General features: G+C 59.1%; 21 protein-coding genes. 9 read left to right on the top strand and 12 right to left on the bottom strand.

Annotated elements, in window-relative coordinates; all coding sequences use genetic code 11:
- Positions 1 to 20: 20 nt before the first annotated feature.
- The 10 genes from M2305_RS03690 to ccmC all read right to left on the bottom strand — a co-directional run bounded on the left by M2305_RS03690 (position 21) and on the right by ccmC (position 8707).
- Complete coding sequence (locus M2305_RS03690) at positions 21 to 1523, bottom strand: S10 family peptidase (protein ID WP_211497729.1); 1503 nt, start codon at positions 1521 to 1523, stop codon at positions 21 to 23.
- A 114-nt stretch (positions 1524 to 1637) separates the two neighbouring features.
- Positions 1638 to 3044 (bottom strand): class II fumarate hydratase, encoded by a 1407-nt coding sequence (locus tag M2305_RS03685; protein WP_264648598.1) that lies wholly within the window; start codon positions 3042 to 3044, stop codon positions 1638 to 1640.
- 198 nt (positions 3045 to 3242) lie between these two features.
- Complete coding sequence (locus M2305_RS03680; protein WP_046899971.1) at positions 3243 to 3527, bottom strand: hypothetical protein; 285 nt, start codon at positions 3525 to 3527, stop codon at positions 3243 to 3245.
- Positions 3524 to 4264 (bottom strand): c-type cytochrome biogenesis protein CcmI, encoded by a 741-nt coding sequence (gene ccmI, locus M2305_RS03675; RefSeq protein WP_264648597.1) that lies wholly within the window; start codon positions 4262 to 4264, stop codon positions 3524 to 3526. Before ccmI ends, M2305_RS03680 begins: the two co-directional genes overlap by 4 nt.
- A 4-nt stretch (positions 4265 to 4268) precedes the next feature.
- Entirely contained in the window at positions 4269 to 4727 is a 459-nt protein-coding gene (locus tag M2305_RS03670) for a cytochrome c-type biogenesis protein (RefSeq protein ID WP_264649927.1), read from the bottom strand.
- Positions 4727 to 5281, bottom strand: coding sequence for a DsbE family thiol:disulfide interchange protein (locus M2305_RS03665; RefSeq protein ID WP_046899968.1), 555 nt, complete (start codon positions 5279 to 5281; stop codon positions 4727 to 4729). Before M2305_RS03665 ends, M2305_RS03670 begins: the two co-directional genes overlap by 1 nt.
- 12 nt (positions 5282 to 5293) lie before the next feature.
- Positions 5294 to 7273, bottom strand: coding sequence for a heme lyase CcmF/NrfE family subunit (locus M2305_RS03660; RefSeq protein ID WP_211495960.1), 1980 nt, complete (start codon positions 7271 to 7273; stop codon positions 5294 to 5296).
- 8 nt (positions 7274 to 7281) lie between these two features.
- Positions 7282 to 7785 (bottom strand): cytochrome c maturation protein CcmE, encoded by a 504-nt coding sequence (gene ccmE / locus M2305_RS03655; RefSeq protein WP_064273832.1) that lies wholly within the window; start codon positions 7783 to 7785, stop codon positions 7282 to 7284.
- On the bottom strand, positions 7782 to 7949 hold the full coding sequence (locus tag M2305_RS03650; RefSeq protein WP_143412318.1) for a heme exporter protein CcmD: 168 nt from the start codon (positions 7947 to 7949) through the stop codon (positions 7782 to 7784). The genes ccmE and M2305_RS03650 overlap by 4 nt, the downstream gene beginning before the upstream one ends.
- Positions 7946 to 8707: a heme ABC transporter permease CcmC gene (gene ccmC, locus M2305_RS03645; protein WP_264648596.1), complete on the bottom strand. Its 762-nt coding sequence runs from the start codon at positions 8705 to 8707 to the stop codon at positions 7946 to 7948. The genes M2305_RS03650 and ccmC overlap by 4 nt, the downstream gene beginning before the upstream one ends.
- 148 nt (positions 8708 to 8855) lie before the next feature.
- Between ccmC and M2305_RS03640 the strand changes: the two genes are divergently transcribed.
- Entirely contained in the window at positions 8856 to 9272 is a 417-nt protein-coding gene (locus M2305_RS03640; protein WP_099210702.1) for an EVE domain-containing protein, read from the top strand.
- Positions 9273 to 9287: 15 nt separating this feature from the next.
- Here the strand turns inward: M2305_RS03640 and M2305_RS03635 are convergent, their stop codons facing one another.
- Complete coding sequence (locus M2305_RS03635) at positions 9288 to 9803, bottom strand: hypothetical protein (protein WP_099210700.1); 516 nt, start codon at positions 9801 to 9803, stop codon at positions 9288 to 9290.
- Positions 9804 to 9923: 120 nt separating this feature from the next.
- On the opposite strand from M2305_RS03635, the gene M2305_RS03630 reads away from it, so the two are divergent.
- Both M2305_RS03630 and M2305_RS03625 read left to right on the top strand, forming a co-directional pair.
- Positions 9924 to 10757 (top strand): EcsC family protein, encoded by an 834-nt coding sequence (locus M2305_RS03630; protein ID WP_086634383.1) that lies wholly within the window; start codon positions 9924 to 9926, stop codon positions 10755 to 10757.
- A 31-nt stretch (positions 10758 to 10788) separates the two neighbouring features.
- Positions 10789 to 11181, top strand: coding sequence for an MAPEG family protein (locus tag M2305_RS03625; protein ID WP_264648595.1), 393 nt, complete (start codon positions 10789 to 10791; stop codon positions 11179 to 11181).
- 3 nt (positions 11182 to 11184) lie between these two features.
- Here M2305_RS03625 and M2305_RS03620 read toward each other — a convergent pair whose 3' ends face one another.
- Positions 11185 to 11352, bottom strand: a complete 168-nt coding sequence (locus M2305_RS03620) for a hypothetical protein (RefSeq protein WP_157091174.1) — start codon at positions 11350 to 11352, stop codon at positions 11185 to 11187.
- Positions 11353 to 11444: 92 nt separating this feature from the next.
- Here M2305_RS03620 and aat point away from each other — a divergent pair, with 92 nt between their 5' ends.
- The 6 genes from aat to M2305_RS03590 all read left to right on the top strand — a co-directional run bounded on the left by aat (position 11445) and on the right by M2305_RS03590 (position 17936).
- Positions 11445 to 12104, top strand: coding sequence for a leucyl/phenylalanyl-tRNA--protein transferase (gene aat / locus M2305_RS03615; protein ID WP_264648594.1), 660 nt, complete (start codon positions 11445 to 11447; stop codon positions 12102 to 12104).
- Positions 12104 to 12982, top strand: a complete 879-nt coding sequence (locus tag M2305_RS03610; RefSeq protein ID WP_046899959.1) for a hypothetical protein — start codon at positions 12104 to 12106, stop codon at positions 12980 to 12982. The genes aat and M2305_RS03610 overlap by 1 nt, the downstream gene beginning before the upstream one ends.
- Positions 12979 to 13551, top strand: a complete 573-nt coding sequence (locus M2305_RS03605; protein ID WP_264648593.1) for a hypothetical protein — start codon at positions 12979 to 12981, stop codon at positions 13549 to 13551. The genes M2305_RS03610 and M2305_RS03605 overlap by 4 nt, the downstream gene beginning before the upstream one ends.
- Positions 13552 to 13693: 142 nt before the next feature.
- Positions 13694 to 14095 carry a hypothetical protein gene (locus M2305_RS03600; RefSeq protein WP_211499947.1) on the top strand — a complete coding sequence of 134 codons (402 nt, stop codon included), beginning with the start codon at positions 13694 to 13696 and terminating at the stop codon, positions 14093 to 14095.
- Between the two features lie 60 nt (positions 14096 to 14155).
- On the top strand, positions 14156 to 14641 hold the full coding sequence (gene bcp, locus M2305_RS03595; RefSeq protein WP_264648592.1) for a thioredoxin-dependent thiol peroxidase: 486 nt from the start codon (positions 14156 to 14158) through the stop codon (positions 14639 to 14641).
- Between the two features lie 64 nt (positions 14642 to 14705).
- Positions 14706 to 17936: a DUF3971 domain-containing protein gene (locus tag M2305_RS03590; RefSeq protein WP_264648591.1), complete on the top strand. Its 3231-nt coding sequence runs from the start codon at positions 14706 to 14708 to the stop codon at positions 17934 to 17936.
- Positions 17937 to 17938 lie beyond the last annotated feature (2 nt).

Genomic DNA, 17938 nt, shown 5'->3' with positions numbered 1-17938 from the left:
CCCCCTGTTGTCAATTTGGCTTACTGCTGGATTGCGTCCTGCTGCATCCAGGATGCGACGTCCAGAGACAGGGCATGACGGCTGGCGGGGCGCGTATAGAGCATGTGGCCACCCTGATAGAGATGCAGGGAAACGCGGTCTGCTCCGACCGTCAGATGGTCCTTCATCCAGCGGGCTGTACCGAATGGGCAGGCAAGATCGTAGTACCCGTTTGCAACGAACACACGCAGACCGGGATCAAGCGCCAGAAGACGGTTAAGAACCGGAATCTGATGGACGGGAGCGGGGCCGTTTTCGCTCCATTTCCAGCTTGAATTGACCTTGAAGGAAAGCAGATCATAGGTCAGCGGAGTCTGGAAACCGAGGTCATTGGCGGCATAACCAGAGAACGCGTTGCCATAGGCCCGGCCAAAGCCGAACAGCGTTGGGTCAGGGCTCTCGTCCAGACCGTCTGCCGCAGGGTCGGCAATCGTCTGCGTAAAGTCATACAGGCCGTGAAGGCGACCGTTCTGGGACATGACGTCATGCGACCCGATAGCCGGAACACCATGCTGGCGTGTTACCACATCTTCCGGAAGACCCGTACGGTGAGCGACTTCGGCGTAGAATGTCTTTCCGTCTTCGCCGCTCGGGATTTTGCCCGCAACCTTGGGCAGATAAGTGCCCATCGCCCATTCATACGCTGCATCAGCCGACTGCTGGGTGACGTTCGGGCTTTCATGAGCCGAAATCAGACTTGGGATCATGAGGGCAGCAGACAAAGGGTTCTCGTCCGTGTCCAGAAGCGGCATCTCGATAGCAGGAGACAGCATCACGACGCCGTTCAACAGAATTCCCTGTTCCATCTGAAGCGCATTGGCGACCTGGATGGAGCGGATGCCACCATAGCTTTCACCCACCAGATAATGCGGGGAGGACTGACGACTGTTCTTGGCTGTCCAGAGCTGGATGGCCTTGGCAAACGTGCTGGCATCCTGCTTGACGCCGTAAAACTGGTCTCCAGCCTTGGCGGTGTCGAGTGGGCGTGAATAGCCCGTGCCCACCGCGTCAAAGAACACCATGTCCGTGAACGGAAGCCAGCTATCCGGATTGTCACCGAGCTTCGCGTGAGTGCCGTCGGTTGCATCCTTGGGAGGCATGGTCAGGGCGACCGGGCCTGCGGCACCAAGGTTCAGATAGGCTGTTGCGGCACCGGGGCCACCGTTGAAGAAATACGAGACAGGACGCTTGGCATCCGCTGCGCCGTCCTTGGTGTAGGACACGTAGAACATGCGCGCCGTCGGCTTCCCATCGGGGCCACGGAGGGTCAGGGTGCCGGCATGCGCGGTGTAGGCGATGCCATTCAGATGATGCTTCGTAACGGAGTCAGTGGGAAGCAGAGCGGCTTCACCGGTAAAGCTGTCTGAGGCCTTGGCTGCGTCAGCTTTGGGCGTGTCCTTCGGGGCATCTGCCGCCAGGGCAGGAAAGGCAGAAACGGGGGAAAGAAGGGACAGGGCAAGCAGCAGCGCGCGGCGGGACATCATCTGTCTGTCATCTCCGATGAGAATTGCAGGGTTGTTTCTGCCCTACCAGCACGGATGCTCGTCTGCCACCGGCCCCGCATGAAGTTTTCGTCATGCGGGGCCGGTATTGTCTTGTTACTGGCCCTGAGGCGCCTTGATGTTGGGAGACAGCATCAGACGCGGATCTGCAACGCGATCATAGTCATGGGCTGTCATGAAGCCCAGTTCCAGAGCAGCTTCCTTCGGGCTCAGGTTCTTTTCCATGGCATGATGGGCGACCTGTGCGGCTTTGTCGTATCCAATGGCGGGAGAAAGCGCCGTAACGAGCACGAGGGAGCGGTCCAGATCCTGCTTCAGTTTATCTTCGTTAGCGCGAATGCCTTCGACAAGATGCTGACGGAAGTTCTCTGACCCGTCATGGAGGAGCGTGATGCCCTGCATGATGTTGTGGATCATGAGTGGCTTGTACACGTTCATATCAATCATGCCGGACGCACCACCCAAGCCAACCGCCACATCATTGCTCATGACCTGAAGGGCGAGCATGGACAGGGCTTCAGCCTGTGTCGGGTTGATCTTGCCTGGCATGATGGAAGAGCCCGGCTCGTTTTCTGGCAGGAGCAGTTCGCCGAAACCGGCACGAGGGCCGCAGGCCAGCAGGCGGATGTCATTGGCAATCTTGAACAGGCTTCCCGCCGCAGTCCGCAGGCAACCCGACAGGTGGACCAGTGCATCGTGCGCGCCCTGAAGGGCGAATTTGTTTTCGCCAGCCGTGAAGCCCAGTTGCGTCAGATGCGCGATTTCTCCACAGGCACGGGTGTCAAATCCGGGATCTGTATTCACGCCAGTGCCGAGCGCCGTTCCGCCAAGAGCCAGTTGAAGGAGGCCATCACGGGCCGCTTCAAGGCGTGCGATGTTGTCTGTCAGCATCCCGGCGTAGCCATGCCATTCCTGACCAAGCGTAATGGGAACAGCATCCTGAAGATGCGTGCGGCCAACCTTGACCAGATCCTTCCATTCTTCCGCTTTGGCAGCGATGGCATCCCGCAGTCGGGTGAGGGCAGGAATGAGACGGCGATGTACACCCAGAACAGCCGCAATGTGCATGGCGGTTGGGAAGTTGCAGTTGGTGGACTGCGCCATGTTGACGTGGTCGTTCGGGTGCAACGGTGCCTTGCCACCCAGCGGCTGACCCGTGAGCTGACTGGCCCGGTTTGCGATGACTTCATTGACGTTCATGTTGAACTGCGTGCCAGAGCCCGTCATCCAGACATGGAGCGGGAACATCCGCTTATGCTGCCCGGTCATGATCTCATCGCAGACGGTATGGATCAGATCGGCGCGATCCTGGGACAGTCGACCACTGGCTGCATTGGCCGAGGCGCAGGCACGCTTCATGATCGCATAAGCCTCGATCATTTCCTGCGGCATCAGTTCGCGGCCAATGCTGAAATATTTCAGGGAGCGCTGTGTCTGAGCGCCCCACAGAACATCATCAGCAACTTCGATCTGGCCCATGCCATCGGTTTCAATACGGCTCATGCGGTCTGGAGCTTTCCTGCAGGACGGAGTTCATGCCTGCGCGGAAACTATCCCAGAAGGATCAGGGGGAAAACAGGGGAAGGGACGCAGATGAGGCTGGGAGCGTGAAAAACGTTCCCCAGCATTGTCGGACGCAGACAATCAGCAGATGGCGCTTTCGCTTGAAGCACAGACAACTGCTGACTGAGATGTCGGCCTTTAACGGCCGAGCCAGCGATCCCCACCGAAGCGATTGTGGGAGAACAGAAAACCCGCGCAAAGACCTGCGGCCGCAAAGACGATCGTCCACAGGGAGATCGGGAGGAGCATGGTCGAAACGGCTGAAAGCAGAACCATCCCTGCGAAGGCACAGATGGCGGATTCGATCATCCGGGGCCCGAAATGACGTTCAGCACCGCAGTTCGGACAGTGCTCTGCGGTCGACCGGATTTTTTGCCGGCAGACGGGACAGATTGTGACGGCTGTGGAAAGGGGTTCCATCATTGGCCGTGATTCTCCTCATGTTCACCGACGGCGATCCGCGCTTCCACAGCCAGGCGCCATTGCGCATCAGCCGGGGCGGCCGCCAGGGCACGGCGATACAGATCAAGACTGCTCGCGGAAATGTGCCCGTCCTTCTGGGTCTGGAGTTCTGCGAGCTGGATTGCAAGCTCTGGAGTGAAATGAATGTCCAGAGCGGACTTCCAGTCAGCGATAGCTTCAGAGGTCAGGCCAGCGCGCGCCTCGATCTGACCCAGCAGGACATGACCCGTCTCGTAAGTTGAATTGTCCTTTGGAATCGTGGCGACCTGCGCCTGAAGCTTCTGGATCATGACCATAGCTTTAGCGTCTGGCTTGACCTGACGGGCGCTTAGAGGCTGAGGCGGAAGAGAGGGGTGCCCGTTCAAGATATACAGCGCAAATGCTGCAACCGGGATGCCAAGACCAACGGTCAGAATGGGGAGAAAGCGCTTCGAACGGGCCGTTGCGTCTTTCAGGTCTGGTGTGGCGGAAGATTCGTCAGCAGCCAGAAGCCTCCGCTGGATCTCGATGCGGGCTGCCCCGTATTCGTCTCCGTTGACGAGGCCCAGATCCCGGTCCCGGTCGAGTTCGGCGAGCTGGCCGCGATAGAGCGTCAAAGCAGAGTCCCGCGCGTCCACGCGGCGGCGGAGGCGGCGGAGGCCATAAAGGGCCGGTAGCAGCGTGATAGCTGCAACACTCAGGATTCCCAACCAGAACAAGACTTTACTCCCGGCCCGACAGGGCATCCAGGCGTGCATGCTCATCATCCGAGAGCGGCACAGGTGTAACGATGCGACGTCTCGTCGCACGCCACGCAATAACAAGACCGGCCACCAGAGCCAGAGCAGGCATCAGCCAGAGCAGGGCTGTAGACCATGAAAACTGGGGAGCCAGACGGATGAATTCGCCATAGCGATCTCCCATCCAGTCCATGATCTGCTGGTCAGACTTCCCCGCCGCGACCTGCTCGCGAACAACTTTGCGCAGATCGCGGGCCAGCGGTGCACTGCTGTCTTCGATGCTCTCATTCTGACAGACGAGGCAGCGGAGGTGAGCACCGATGGCTTCCGCACGCTTTTCCTGCACTGGATTGGGGAGCATTTCTGACGGGTCATCAACTGCGAGAGCGATGCCGCCTCCCGCCAGTGCCACAGCAAGCAGCAGGGCAGACAGACGTTTCATCATAGTCCTGCAAGCCTTGGCCGGATTTCCGCGTCGTAGATTTGCGGATCGAGAGCGGCACTGCCATGCCAGAGAATCCGGCCGCCGGGGGCGACAAGAAAGCTTTCGGGAACGCCCGTTACACCCCAGTCGATGGCGACGCGGCCATGTCTGTCAGAAGCCACGCGGGCATAAGGCGTGCCATCACGTTGAACAAAGGCGCTCGCGTTTTCTGGCTTGTCTTCATATGCGATGCCCCAGATGGGCATATTGCGGGAAATGGATCGTAGGCCAGGCATTTCCTGAACGCAGGGAATGCACCAGGACGCAAAGAAATTTACCAGAACCGGGCGTGTTTCAGCCTTCAGCTCCTTATCCGTAAATCCGTCACCCAGCCCGGGCAGACCTGGCATGGCGAATTCAGGAATAGGGCGGCCGACATTCGGGTTTTTGATGGCCCGCGGGTCAAAGCCGCCGCTTTCCATTCCTTGCAGCATTTTCCAGAACCCGACGCCCAGAACGCCAGCGCCAACAATCGGAAGGGCCGTCAGGAGGCCGCGTCGTGTTGCATTCATGCGTGTCTCTCCTCAGGCTTTGGCCATGGTCCGTGCGGCAGACCGCTTCGGTGCGCCAACGCGCAGACGACGATCCGAGAGCGAGAACGCTCCGCCGATGGCCATAACAAGCCCGCCAAGCCACATCCACGGGGCAAGCGGGTTCTTGTGCAGACGTAGCACATAGGTCGCATCGGCGCCCGTTCCGTGCCGGTCTCCCACGACGCCATAAAGATCCGTAATGAAGTTTGTATGGATCGCGACTTCCGTTGTGGTCTGGTTCTGTGTGGTGAAGTCCCGCTTTTCCGGATGCAGCATCGTGACCAGTTTGCCGTTGTGGCGTACGGCAATATCTGCCTGCATCGCGCGGTAATTCGGCCCGGCATAGTCATGAACGTTGACGAGCGTCCAGTCGTCACCAGCGAGGCTGCGGGTCTCGCCAACATGGATCTCTACGATCGCATGCTGGGCACCAGACATTCCACACAGACCCAGCACGGTAATGCCCGCACCGATATGTGCCAGCGCTGCTCCCCAGCTTGAGCGGGGAAGGCTCTTGGCGCGCGCCAGCATCTCACTGCGGCTGGAATGACCAAGGCCAATGCGGCGCAGAACATCCGTAACGGAGGCCGCCATGACCCAGATCGCCAGTGCGCCACAGGCGATAGGCAATGCTCCGGAAAATTTCCAGAAACACAGGACCAGGCCGATGGCCGCGAGAATGGCTGCAACAAACAGATGGGAGAATGTTCGTGCCAGTTGCGCCCGTTTCCACGGAAGCGCTGTTCCGACGCCCATGGCCAGAAGAAGCGGAATTGTGAGGGGGATGGTTGCCGCATCGAAGAAGGGCTTGCCCACCGAAATGGTGCGACCTGCCAGAAGCTGCATGAATGGCGGGTACATCGTGCCTGTCACTACAACCGCACAGATCGAGCACAGCAGGATATTGTTCAGAACGAGCGAGCCTTCTCGCGAGACGGGCGAGAACAGGCCGCCAGATGTCAAAGACGGTGCGCGCCATGCAAAGAGAGCGAGCGAACCGCCAATGACCAAAGCCAGAAGTGCCAGAATGAACACGCCACGGGCCGGATCATTCGCGAAGGCATGGACTGAATTCAGAATACCTGAGCGGACAAGGAACGTGCCGGACAGGGAGAACGAGAATGTCGCAATAGCCAGCAGAACCGTCCAGATTTTCAGGCCCTCGCGCTTTTCTACGACGATAGCGGAGTGGACGAGTGCGGTTCCGGTCAGCCACGGAATGAGCGAAGCGTTCTCAACCGGGTCCCAGAACCAGTAGCCGCCCCAACCCAGCACATAATAAGACCACCAGGACCCAAGTGCGATGCCGCAGGTCAGGAAGCACCAGGCCGCTACGGCCCAAGGGCGAACCCAGCGGCCCCACGCGGCATCCACTCGGCCTTCAAGCAAAGCGGCAACTGCAAACGCAAATGGGACAGCAAAGCCAACATAGCCCGTGTAGAGAATGGGCGGATGGAAGGCGAGGCCCGGGTCCTGAAGCAGGGGGTTCATGCCCTGACCATCCATGGGAGCCGGAAAAACACGGTCGAATGGGTCGGAGGTCAGGAGGCAGAACAGCTGGAACCCGGCTGAAACACCGCCAAGAATGGCCAGAACGCGGCCACGGAGAATGTCTGGGAGATTGCGTCCAAATGTCGATACGGCTGCGCCGCAGACGCCGAGGATCAGGGTCCAGAGCAGCACGGACCCTTCATGGTTCCCCCAGACGCCCGTGATTTTATACAGCAGCGGTTTGGAGGCAGCGGAGTTTGCCGCGACGTTCTGGACGGAGAAATCATCCCGAACGGCGCACATGATCAGGCTGAAGAAAGAGATGGCCAGAGCGAAAAGCTGTGAAACCGCGAGAAATGGCGCCATGGCGACAAGGCGGGCATTGCGCTTGTGAGCGCCCCAGAGGGGAACGACAAACTGAATGAGTGCGAGAACGCAGGCGAGGGCCAGGGCAAAATGGCCCTGTTCTGGTCCAAACATTATGGCGTTCAGCCTCCGGTTTTCTTGGCTGTCATGGTGTCCCAGCTTGCCGCGTCAGGGGCTTTACCAAAGCGTGGGTCCCACTTGCCGGTACGCTTCAGTTCTTCGGCCACTTCTTTGGGCATGTAAGTCTCGTCATGCTTGGCAAGCACTTCACTAGCCGTGAAACCACCATCCTTCTGCACCGTGCCGAGTGCCACCACGCTCTGGCCTTCGCGGAAAAGGTCAGGAAGGATGCCGGTGTAGTGAACTTCGACTGAAGCCTGACCATCCGTCACGTTGAAGGAGTTTACCGGGGCATCGTGTTCCGTGATGCGGTGCAGTGAGCCCGCAACGACCATTCCGCCCAAGCGGATCGTGCGATCAGGCGCCGGGGGATGCGCCTTGACCTGAGACGGGGCCATAAAGAACACGATGTTGGACGAGAAAGCCCTCAGCGTCAGGGCTGCCGCGGAACTGATACAGGCGAGGCAGGCGATGACAATCCACAGGCGACGTGTCTTGCGGGTCATGATGCAGAGCTTTCACGGTGGCGGAGCTGGCTTTCGACAGCCGCCAGCCGGGCTTTGGCACGGCGCAGACGCAAAGCTGCGCCGATACCGAGAACCAGCGAGCAGCCGATGGTGAGACCATAAGCTGCGGCGATATAGGGCCAGTGATTGGGAAGGTGCATCATGCTGCGGACCTGTCCGGACGGTTGAGCCTGGAGCGTGCCATCAGCTGACGCGCGCGGCTCTCGTGGATTGCGGCACTCAGCCGGGCGAAAATGACAGCGGCGACACCAAGTGTGAAGCCGATGGTTGTGATGAGAAGCGGCCAAAGCATTGTCATGGACATGGTCGGTGCACCGGTCAGCGTGATGCTGTCCGGCTGATGCAGCGTATTCCACCATTGGACGCTGAACTTGATGATCGGCAGATCGATGGCACCAGCCAATGCCAGAATGGCAGCGGCGCGCTGCCCGCGGGCAGGTTCATCGAAGGCCCGGATCAGGGCGATGTGCCCTAAATATAGAAAAAACAGCACGAGCACCGACGTTAGGCGCGCATCCCATACCCACCAGGTGCCCCACATCGGCTGTCCCCAGAGGGAGCCTGTGACGAGGCAAAGAGCGGCTGCGCAGGCCCCGACCGGGCCAATTTCGATGGCGGCGAGATCCGCCAGCGGATGCCGCCACACGAGGGAGAGAAGCCCGCAGATAGCGAGACCAAGGTAGCAGGAGGACGCAAGCCAGGCCATCGGGACATGCACATACATGATCCGGACTGTCTCGCCCTGTTGCCAGTCAGCGGGAGCGAAGAACAGGCCCCAGACAATGCCGACGGTCAGGAAGATGATCGCACTTGTGGATAGCCACGGCTGAAGCGCACGGGCCAGACGCAGGAATTGCCCCGGATTGGCATAACGATGGAGCAGATTGGGCGTAGGGCGCACGGGAACTCTCAACTCGGAGAAATATTTCTACTTGAAATAGTCCGAACCCCACGCATTCGGAAGGGGCGCATTGTCCCATTGTTCCTATGACTGTTATCACGTTTCACGGAAATGAGCGCGAAATGGGAACTTTCCGCAGGAGAAAGACGTGGCGTACTGGCTGATAAAATCCGAACCCGAAGCCTTTTCGTGGAATGAACAGGTTCGTAATGACATCGAACCATGGACCGGCGTTCGCAACTATCAGGCGCGGAACAATCTTGCGGCCATGAAGACGGATGACCTAGCGTTTTTCTATCATTCGGTGAGCGAAAAGCAGATCGTTGGTGTCGTCAGGGTGGTGAAAGAAGCTTATCCGGACCCGACTGCGGACGATCCGCGTTGGGTTTGTGTGGATGTAAAGGCGAATGGTGCTTTCACGACTCCAGTGACCCTGGCTCAGATCAAGGCAGATCCGGCTTTGGAAGAGATGGCTCTTCTCAGGCAGTCGCGCCTTTCTGTCGCCCCGGTGACGGAGCAGGAGTTCCGGCATCTGACGAAAATCGGTGGGTGGGTCCGCGCCTGACGGACCCGTTCCCGGTCAGTGAATGTCTGACGCATCCCCGTTGACGAGAACATTGGTCTGCCCGTTGGACGGGTGCCCAGCGTAGGTGAGGGGAAGATCTTCGCTGTGATAGGGTGCCGTAACGGGGGCGTTGAACTTCACTGGCATACCGAAAATGCTGAAGTGGGACGGCAGGTTGTTTGTGCCGTTGGTTTTCTGCTCAGCATTGGTGCCTGGCATTCCGACAGGAAGATGCGTCCGCACTTCGCCACTGAAATTTGCGAGTCTCTCTTCGGAGTCTTCTACGGCAACATAGCCGTGCGGCGGCGGCGGCGCTCCCCCGTCGGGTAGTGCAACCTGTTGGGCTGGCGTCAGGTTTTTCTCTGGTGGGTTATTCAGCTGATGTGCCGTTGATGGCGGGATCTGTGGCAGATCGGCTGTACTGTGGCTACGATGGGCATGATGTGGAGCGGACAGAGCCGGTGTGGCTGCTGTCACAAGGAGGCTGGCTACCAGCGGGGCAGACAGGATCCAGCGGGAAAATGTTTTCATAATATGTCCTTCTCCACACCCGGCCGGGGCACCCGTCAAGCAGGGGGCTTTCGTGATGCGATATGAAACCTGCTATCGGGTAAACGGTTTCAGGTCTTACGAACAGGAGTTTTGATCGTCATGACCGTAGAGAATGGCTCGCAGCTTCCGAGTAGCGAATTTGCATCACTGGCGCTGGACGGGGACTCGTTGGCCCAGCTTCAGTCTGTGCTGGAACGCGTCGAACAGGGGCGCGGTGTCCTTGTCCGTCTGGCGGATCTGATGGGAGGAGCCGTCGGGCAGGCTGCGCGACTCGGGATGAAAGGTCTCGGCCTTGCGCCCACAGTGCAGCAGAAAATTCAGAAGACGGCTGAAATCGCGATTGAACGTGCTTTCAATATTGCGATTGTAGGCATCAAGAATGACGTCCCGCTCGTTCGTGAGCCGTGGCGTGAGAACGCTGGACAGGCTGCTGTTGCCGTGTCGGGCGCCGTCGGTGGTTTTGGTGGAATTTTCGGACTGGCCCCTGACGTCGGGTTCACAACCCTGACCATCATGCGGGAAATCGCGCGGATTGCCCGTGAAGAGGGTGAGGATCTGCGTGATGAGGGAACACGTCGCGCGTGCCTTGAAGTGTTTGCACTCAAAACTTTCCCTGCCCGTCAGGAAGAGGACGATGGGGAGCTCGGGTTCTTCTCCGCGCGTGCTTTGCTGCGTGGACGCCCGGTCGTGATGCTGATTTCCGAAGTGGCCTCTCATTATGGAATTGGCCTGTCGCGGAAGTTCGCGTTGCAGATGGTTCCTGTTGCAGGTGCGCTCTGTGGTGCTTCGCTTAACGCTGCCTTCCTCGCCCATTATCGCGCACTTGCGCGGGCACATTTCACGATCCGTCGTCTGGAGCGCACTCACGGCCGCGCTGTTCACGAAGCTGCCGTGGACATCCGCTCAGGTGCTGCGTCAGAAACCTTTTCCTGATTTTTCAGGACGCTGAACGAAAGCGGGAAATATGATGCCGAGCAGTCTTGTCTGGCTGAGTTTCACATTGGTTCTGGCTGTCGTGCAGCTGTTTCTGACGTCAGCGGCCTGCCGCAGGCAGGATGGTGTGCAGTGGGCCACGAGTAACCGGGATGGTGAAGCCCCGCGATACACAGGCGTTGCCGCCAGAATGCGGCGGGCACAGGCAAATTTTCAGGAGACGCTCCCGATCTTTATCGGGGCAGTCCTTGTGGCCCATGTGGCCGGTCGGGACGGAAGTCTGGTGACCTGGGGAGCAGGTCTCTATTTCCTAGGACGACTGGCTTATATTCCAGCCTATGCCTTGGGTCTGGGAAGCGTCCGCAGTTTGATCTGGGGTGTGTCTATGATCGGACTGTTTCTGGTTCTGGGCGGACTGATCTGACGATCAGCTTCGCTTGGGGCGAAGGCGCCAGAAGTCCAGCAGGCCCCAGAACACAATTCCTGCAAAACAGATTTTGACGAGTGCCATCAGCAGGCCGTCAGCTTCAGGGAGCAGGAAGCGTGCGAGCCCGAGCGGAATCAGACAGATCAGATAAACAAACGCTATAGGCAATGCAGTACTCCATCGAGATTGGAGTACTATGTACCACATCCGGGTACAGAAAGGTGAATAATTCCCCATGTGCGACGCGAAGCAGAAACCGGATGTCTGACATTACGCCTGAAATCCTGTTGGATGCTTACGCCTCGGGGATTTTCCCGATGGCCCCTGATCGGGACAGTGATGAGCTCAGCTGGTATTTTCCAGAGGAGCGTGGAGTACTTCCGCTCGACGCAATGATTGTTCCCCGAAAACTGATGCGTACGATCCGGTCCGGCAAGGTTCAGGTTACATCGGATCGGGCCTTTGGAGATGTCATGTTGGCCTGTGCAGACCCTGCGCCGGGCCGGGAAGAGACGTGGATCAGCCCAAAAATCTGTGACCTCTATGGCGCTCTGCATCAGCGTGGTTTTGCGCATTCGATCGAAGTCTGGGACGAAGGCGGCCTGGTCGGGGGGCTGTATGGCGTTGCCCTCGGCGGAGCATTTTTCGGGGAGAGCATGTTTTCCCGCCAGCGCGATGTTTCCAAGATTGCATTGGTTCATCTCGTTGCAGGATTGCGAAAGGGAGGGTATCGCCTTCTGGATACGCAATATACCACTCCCCATCTGACAACGCTTGGGGGCATCGGTATCCCGGCGGCAGATTATCTGGCGCTGCTGAACCAGGCTTTGACTGTCCGTACCATCTGGCCGGATGATTTCAGTCTGCACGCCCTGCGCGATGACATCGCGTCTCTGCGCCCACATCCAGGAGAATCCTGATGATTTCATTCCTCCGGCGGCATCAGTCTGCTCTTCTCATTGGCCTGCTTCTTGCAGGCAGTGGCGGATCGGCTCTCGCTGATGACCATCCGAGACTGGCGCCCGCGCGTGATGCGACCGTGACCTATCACCTGTCTGCTCCGGCCTCTCAGGGCGGCGATGTGAAGGTCTATTTCTCAGGCTCGGGTGATCTGCTGCGGATCGACTCAGCGGATGGGCAAGGCATCACGATTCTGGACCGGCCGGGGCAGGTCGTGACGCTCGTAATGGTGCCGCGCAAACTGTACGCACATATTCGTCCCCAGCACGGACTGCATAATCCCTTCATGCTGGATCTGGGCATGAAGTACACCAAGGGCGGTAAAGAGACGATTGCCGGGGCCGTTTGTGATCATTGGGATATCCAGACAGCCCATGGCAAAGCTTCGGCCTGCGTGACTGACGATGGTGTCATTCTTGCCGAGGATGGTGTGGATGCCGATGGTGCCTCGGGCTCTATCCGCGCTGTAAGCCTGTCCTATGGGGATCTCCCTACCGCGACGTTCCAGCCCCCGGCTGGTTTCCAGGAAATTACACCCCGCACAGCGTCTCGCCGTCAGGGGGGAGCCGGCAATCAGGCGAACACACTAACGCCATCTCCTGTGCCGGAAGGTGGCGCTGCGGGCGATTCCAGTGTGCAGACGCCGGGTCATATTGCGGCAGAAGGTACTCCTGCGGAAACGTCAGGTCCTGCGGCTCCAACGCTTTTGCCAGGGCAGGTTGCGCCTTCGCAGGATACAACCCAGCCATCTGTTCCTAATGATTCTGCTGGCGACGGAACGGTCTCATCGCCTGATCAGCCGCCAAGCGGACCAGTAAACGGTGGCATGAAAGAATGAAGCGTATTTCTCTGGTCGCCGCCTTTACCTTGGCTGTTCTCGTAGTCGGCGCAGCGAACGCTGCTGACACCATGACGGCCCCCTTTGTCACACCGATGCACGATGCGGATATCGATTACGTCATGGTGGGGCCGGGAGGGCAGCATCTGCACCAGCGGATGCGCTGGAACTCGCAGATGTGGCGTCAGCGCGTTGATCCGGAAGGGGCCGCAACGGTCATGCTGACGGATTACCGGCTTCATCGTCTGATGGTTCTGGATACGGCTCTGAAAACTGCCACGGTTACCGAGGCACCGGGCGAATCGTTTTCCGCTCCGGGAACACCTGCGCCAGGGGCGTGGAAACAGGTCGGTCCGGCCACAATTGCCGGGGAGCCGTGTGTCATCTGGGAAGCCGCGGACACCGACAACAAGCCCACAGACTTCTGCTACACTGCGGATGGTCTGCTGCTCGGCGCGACCCAGAGCGGACGGCTTGTGGTGCAGGCTGCCTCGGTAAATCGATCGTCTCAGCCAGCAGAACTCTTTGATCCACCAGCCGGCTATCACCGGATTGACCCGAAGCACTGAGAGGGGCGGGCAATAGTCATAATTTGAGAAAATCTTGCCATGATTGTTGCCTTTTCCTGCCATTTTCGTGTGGCAGATTTCTTCTCACAGGACGGACAGGATCTCTTCTGATCCCCCGTCTGACGTAATGAGGAGATTTGCCATGCGTCGCATCACCCGTGCAGTCCTTCTGGCTGCGCCCCTGCTGATCGGCACGGCAGTAGTTGCCCCGAATGCCGTAGTTCCCGCCGCTGAAGCTCATTGGCATGGCGGATATGGCGGCCCCGGATATGGCGGCCCCGGATATGGTGGCCCAGGGCGTGGATATTATGGCCCGGGACCGGGCTGGCATCGTGGCGGTCATCGTGGAAATACCGGTGCCGTCGTCGGTGGCATTTTAGGCGGTCTGGCAATCGGTGCCGTTGGTGGCGCTATGCTGAGCAATTCTTATGGTCCGCCACCACCGCCGGTCGTCTATGCCCCGCCGCCACGTGTGGTTTATGCGCCACCGCCGCCGGTCGTTTATGCTCCGCCGCCGCCAGTTGTGGTTTATCCGCAATACTGAGCCCTTTTTACCCTTCGTCCGCCTTGATCGGGCGAAGGGTGTCAGGCAATCATGGTGCCTATGACAGATCATGCTCTTCAGGTGGGCGACCAGGCCCCTGCGTTTTCGCTTCCCGTCTCGGGAGGCGGTACCGTCAGCAGCGATGCGCTGAAGGGTAAGCCGTATCTGCTTTATTTCTATCCGAAGGCTGACACGCCCGGCTGTACGACGCAGGCCTGCTCCATTCAGGAGAACCTGCCGTCTTTTGACAGTGAAGGCCTCACCATTATCGGTGTCAGCCCGGACGCCGTCTCGAAAATCGAGCGCTTCGCTGCAAAGTACTCACTGACGTTCCCGTTGGCGTCGGATGAAGACCATGTGGTGGCTGAGGCCTATGGCACGTGGGTTGAGAAATCCATGTATGGCCGCACCTACATGGGTGTGGAACGCAGTTCCTTTCTTGTGGATGGGAGCGGCGTAATCCGTCACATCTGGCGCAAAGTTAAGCCTGCTGAGCACTCTGCCCTTGTGGCAGAAGCGTTCCGGAGCCTGACCTCAGGGGCCTGAGAGCCTCTCCAGCCATCTCTTTCACAGACAGGGAGAACGCCGGAGGCTTCCCGGCATACCAGTCATGGCCCTGCCTGATCCTTACACACCTGGCCCGTTTCATTTGTCCCGTCATCTGCATGTTGCACGGTGGGCCTGCATTGCCTTTGTCGCTCCTGTCGCCATGGCCGGCGCGCTGTCGGCTGTCCTGTTGTGGAAGTTGGCGCATGGGCCGGTCGATATCACAGCAGTTTCACGTCTCATTGAACCGGTGTCTGTTGTCGCAGGCAAAAAGCCGGGGCATCCCGCCGGGCGCCTCTCTTGGTCCCGGCTGCGTGTTCAGTGGCAACCAAGCTCCGCCGGTATTTCTGCGGGACTGATGCTTGAAGCGCGCGGGCTGACGGTTGCCCGGCTGGATGGCACGCCTGCCGAACAGGCTGGTGAGGCCGATACGGTTCTGGCACTTGCCCCGCTTCTGCAGGGCATCATCGCCCCACGCAGATTGCGCCTGCAGGATGTCACGCTGGTTCTGCGTCGTCAGCCAAACGGTGATGTCGATCTGGATCTGCCATCCCAGAAACACGGCGGCCGTGGTGTTCCGACACAGATGGACCGACTGGCGGCCCTGGACCTCAAGAACGTCAGCATTACGCTGCTGGGGCTTCCCAATGGACAACGACTGCTATTGGGACCGATCGAAGCGCACGGGCAGCGGCTGAAAGTCGCTGCTGCGTCTCATGATTACCTATGGAATGGTTGGTGGCGCAGTTCCGTGCGCGTTGGGTCATTCCAGACACTTCTGACGGCAAAAGGCGGACAGACCTCCGCGACCACTGGTCAGTGGCATTTGACGTCCACGACGTTCCGACCGTCCGGGTTAAGTATGTTTGCCCCGGCTCTGGCGGCATGGGATGTCCCGCTGACCGTTGGCGCGGACATTCACGTCGTGCCTCATGGCATGGGAGAGCTTCCCGCCAGCATTGAGATGCAGGTTGCGCTTGGAGCCGGGCATGTTGCGCAGAAAGAAGCGCTGCCCGTTGATCTGCGTGACGGCAAGGCATCCCTTCATCTGGTTATGGCAAAACCTGGCACAGAGGGGGCCGCAAGACTTTCCGTTCCTGACTGTTCGCTGACGCTTGCTGATACCAATAATGCCCTGACGCACCTTCATGCGACCGCTGATCTGACCGTCAATGATCTCCAGCATATTCATGTGCTGGATGGAGATGCGACGGCCAGTCTTGATGGGTTTGATTTTGCGACGCTCGGAAGCGTTTGGCCTGCTGGTATCATCAGGGGCGGGCGGAAATGGATCGCTGCTAACATCACCAGCGGGCAGGGACGGGACCTGATGGTCCGAACCCATCTTCATACGAGCGATGGGCTGTCGCACATCCTCCCCACCAGCATGGATGGCCAGTTGCTGGGCCATGACCTGACCGTGCACTGGCTGCGGCCTGTGCCGCCCGCGACGGGTATTGATGCACGTCTCGGGTTTGATGGATTTGATACGCTGGTTCTTGATCTGGAGCATGGTCAGCAGGCCACGCCAGATGGAATCATTAACATCCCTGACGGTCAGGTGCGCATTGGCAATCTGTACGAGAAAGGTCCGACGACAGGGGACATCAAAACCCATCTTCAGGGATCGGTCGCAGCTTTTCGGGATATTCTCTCTCACCCCAGGCTGCATCTTCTGTCACGGCATCCGCTTCCGTTCACGGAGCCTTCCGGGACTATTGATGCGGAAGCTCGGCTGACGCTGCCGCTGACGGCGCGTCTCAAAAACAGTGACATTCACGTTCAGGCCAAAGCCTCGTTTGCCAACGTGCATCTGGGGAATGTTCTGATGGGGCGGCCTGTTGATGGAGCGTCCGGCACACTCGGGGCGACGGAAAACGGCCTGAACCTGACAGGGGATGGGCGGTTGTCGGGCATTCCTGTCCATGTTGCGCTGGATGAAAATTTCCAGCAGGGGTCGCCGGGGCGTGTGTTGCAGGATATTCGTGCAACGGCGCTTCTGGATCCGCTGTCTGCAGTGAAATCGCATCTTGTGCCGGCGGGTTTGTTCACGGGGCAGGCCACGCTTTCAGCGCATTATATTGAGCATGCTGATACGCTTGCAGATCTTGCTCTTTCCCTGAACATGGAGAAGGCCGGAATTACTGTTCCGGTCTGGACCAAGCCTGAAGATGAGGCAGCTGTCGCGTCTGCCCATATTGGCTTTCGGGGCCATGACATGGTGGCGCTGGATGGGTTGCAGGCGCATGGTCAGACGCTTTCTGTTGCAGGTCGCGGCGTAACGCAGGCTGGACGTTTAAGCAGCATCATTATTGAAGGATTCCGTCTGGGCCGAAGCGAAGGTGACGCCCAGATTACCTTACCGAGGGAGCCGTCCGCTCCCATTCAGATCGCTCTGGATGCTGATCCGCTGGATCTTGCGCCACTCTTCGATCCGGCCTCGCGCAAGGCTGCCCGGGATGCGGCAGAAGCTGCGTCACGCGAAGCAGGGAGCCCTGCCGCCGACAAGACCTCCGGTGTCGGAGACGCCTGGTCCATCGATCTGCACGCCCCGCGGGTCTATTTTGGTCCTAAAGGGCTGGTGGGAGGCGTCGTGTCGCATATTGAGCTGCGGAATGGCAGCCTGACATCCGGACGATTTGCACTGGATGCTCCGTCGCGTGTGAGAGCCGTTCTGGCAGATACAGGCCGGAGGCAGCCCTTCGTTCTGGATGTGGACAATCTGGGAGCACTGCTGAAGGAGCTGGGCTTATATGATCGGATCGGCGGCGGCGCGGCACATCTGGATGGGAATTTCCTGCGCGAGAAAGCTGGCACGTCAGGCCTTGGGCTGGGACTTCCACCCTTCCGGGGGCAGCTGGAAATCGGGCCGTTCCAGTTCCTGCAGCCGCCCTTTACCCTGACGGCCGTTTCCGATCTTTCCCCGCTTCACTGGTCGCAAAGCCGCACGGATCGTTTCAGCGTAAGCCACGTGTCCACGAAGATTGCTCTGGAAGGGCGAAAGCTCGTTCTGCGCGATGGAACAATCGGGAATCAGGCGCTTGGCGCCACTGTAGAAGGGCCGGTGGATCTGGATACGTCAGCGTTGGCTCTGCATGGCACTATTGTGCCGCTCTTTGGCCTGAACGCGCTGCCGGGGAAACTACCGGGGATCGGGCATATTCTGGCGCCAGAGAAGGGCGGCGGTGTCTTGGCCGCGACATTTGATGTGACGGGTGTTGTTGGTCAGCCTGAGTTGACCGTCAATCCGCTTTCCATGCTTCTTCCTGGAGCTTTACGGAAAATTCTCCAGTAGGC

It is taken from the genome of Gluconobacter cerinus, assembly GCF_025961355.1.
GTDB classification, from domain to species: domain Bacteria; phylum Pseudomonadota; class Alphaproteobacteria; order Acetobacterales; family Acetobacteraceae; genus Gluconobacter; species Gluconobacter cerinus.
The sequence above is the reverse complement of the archived record's forward strand: the minus strand, read 5'-3'. Positions and strand labels throughout refer to the sequence as shown.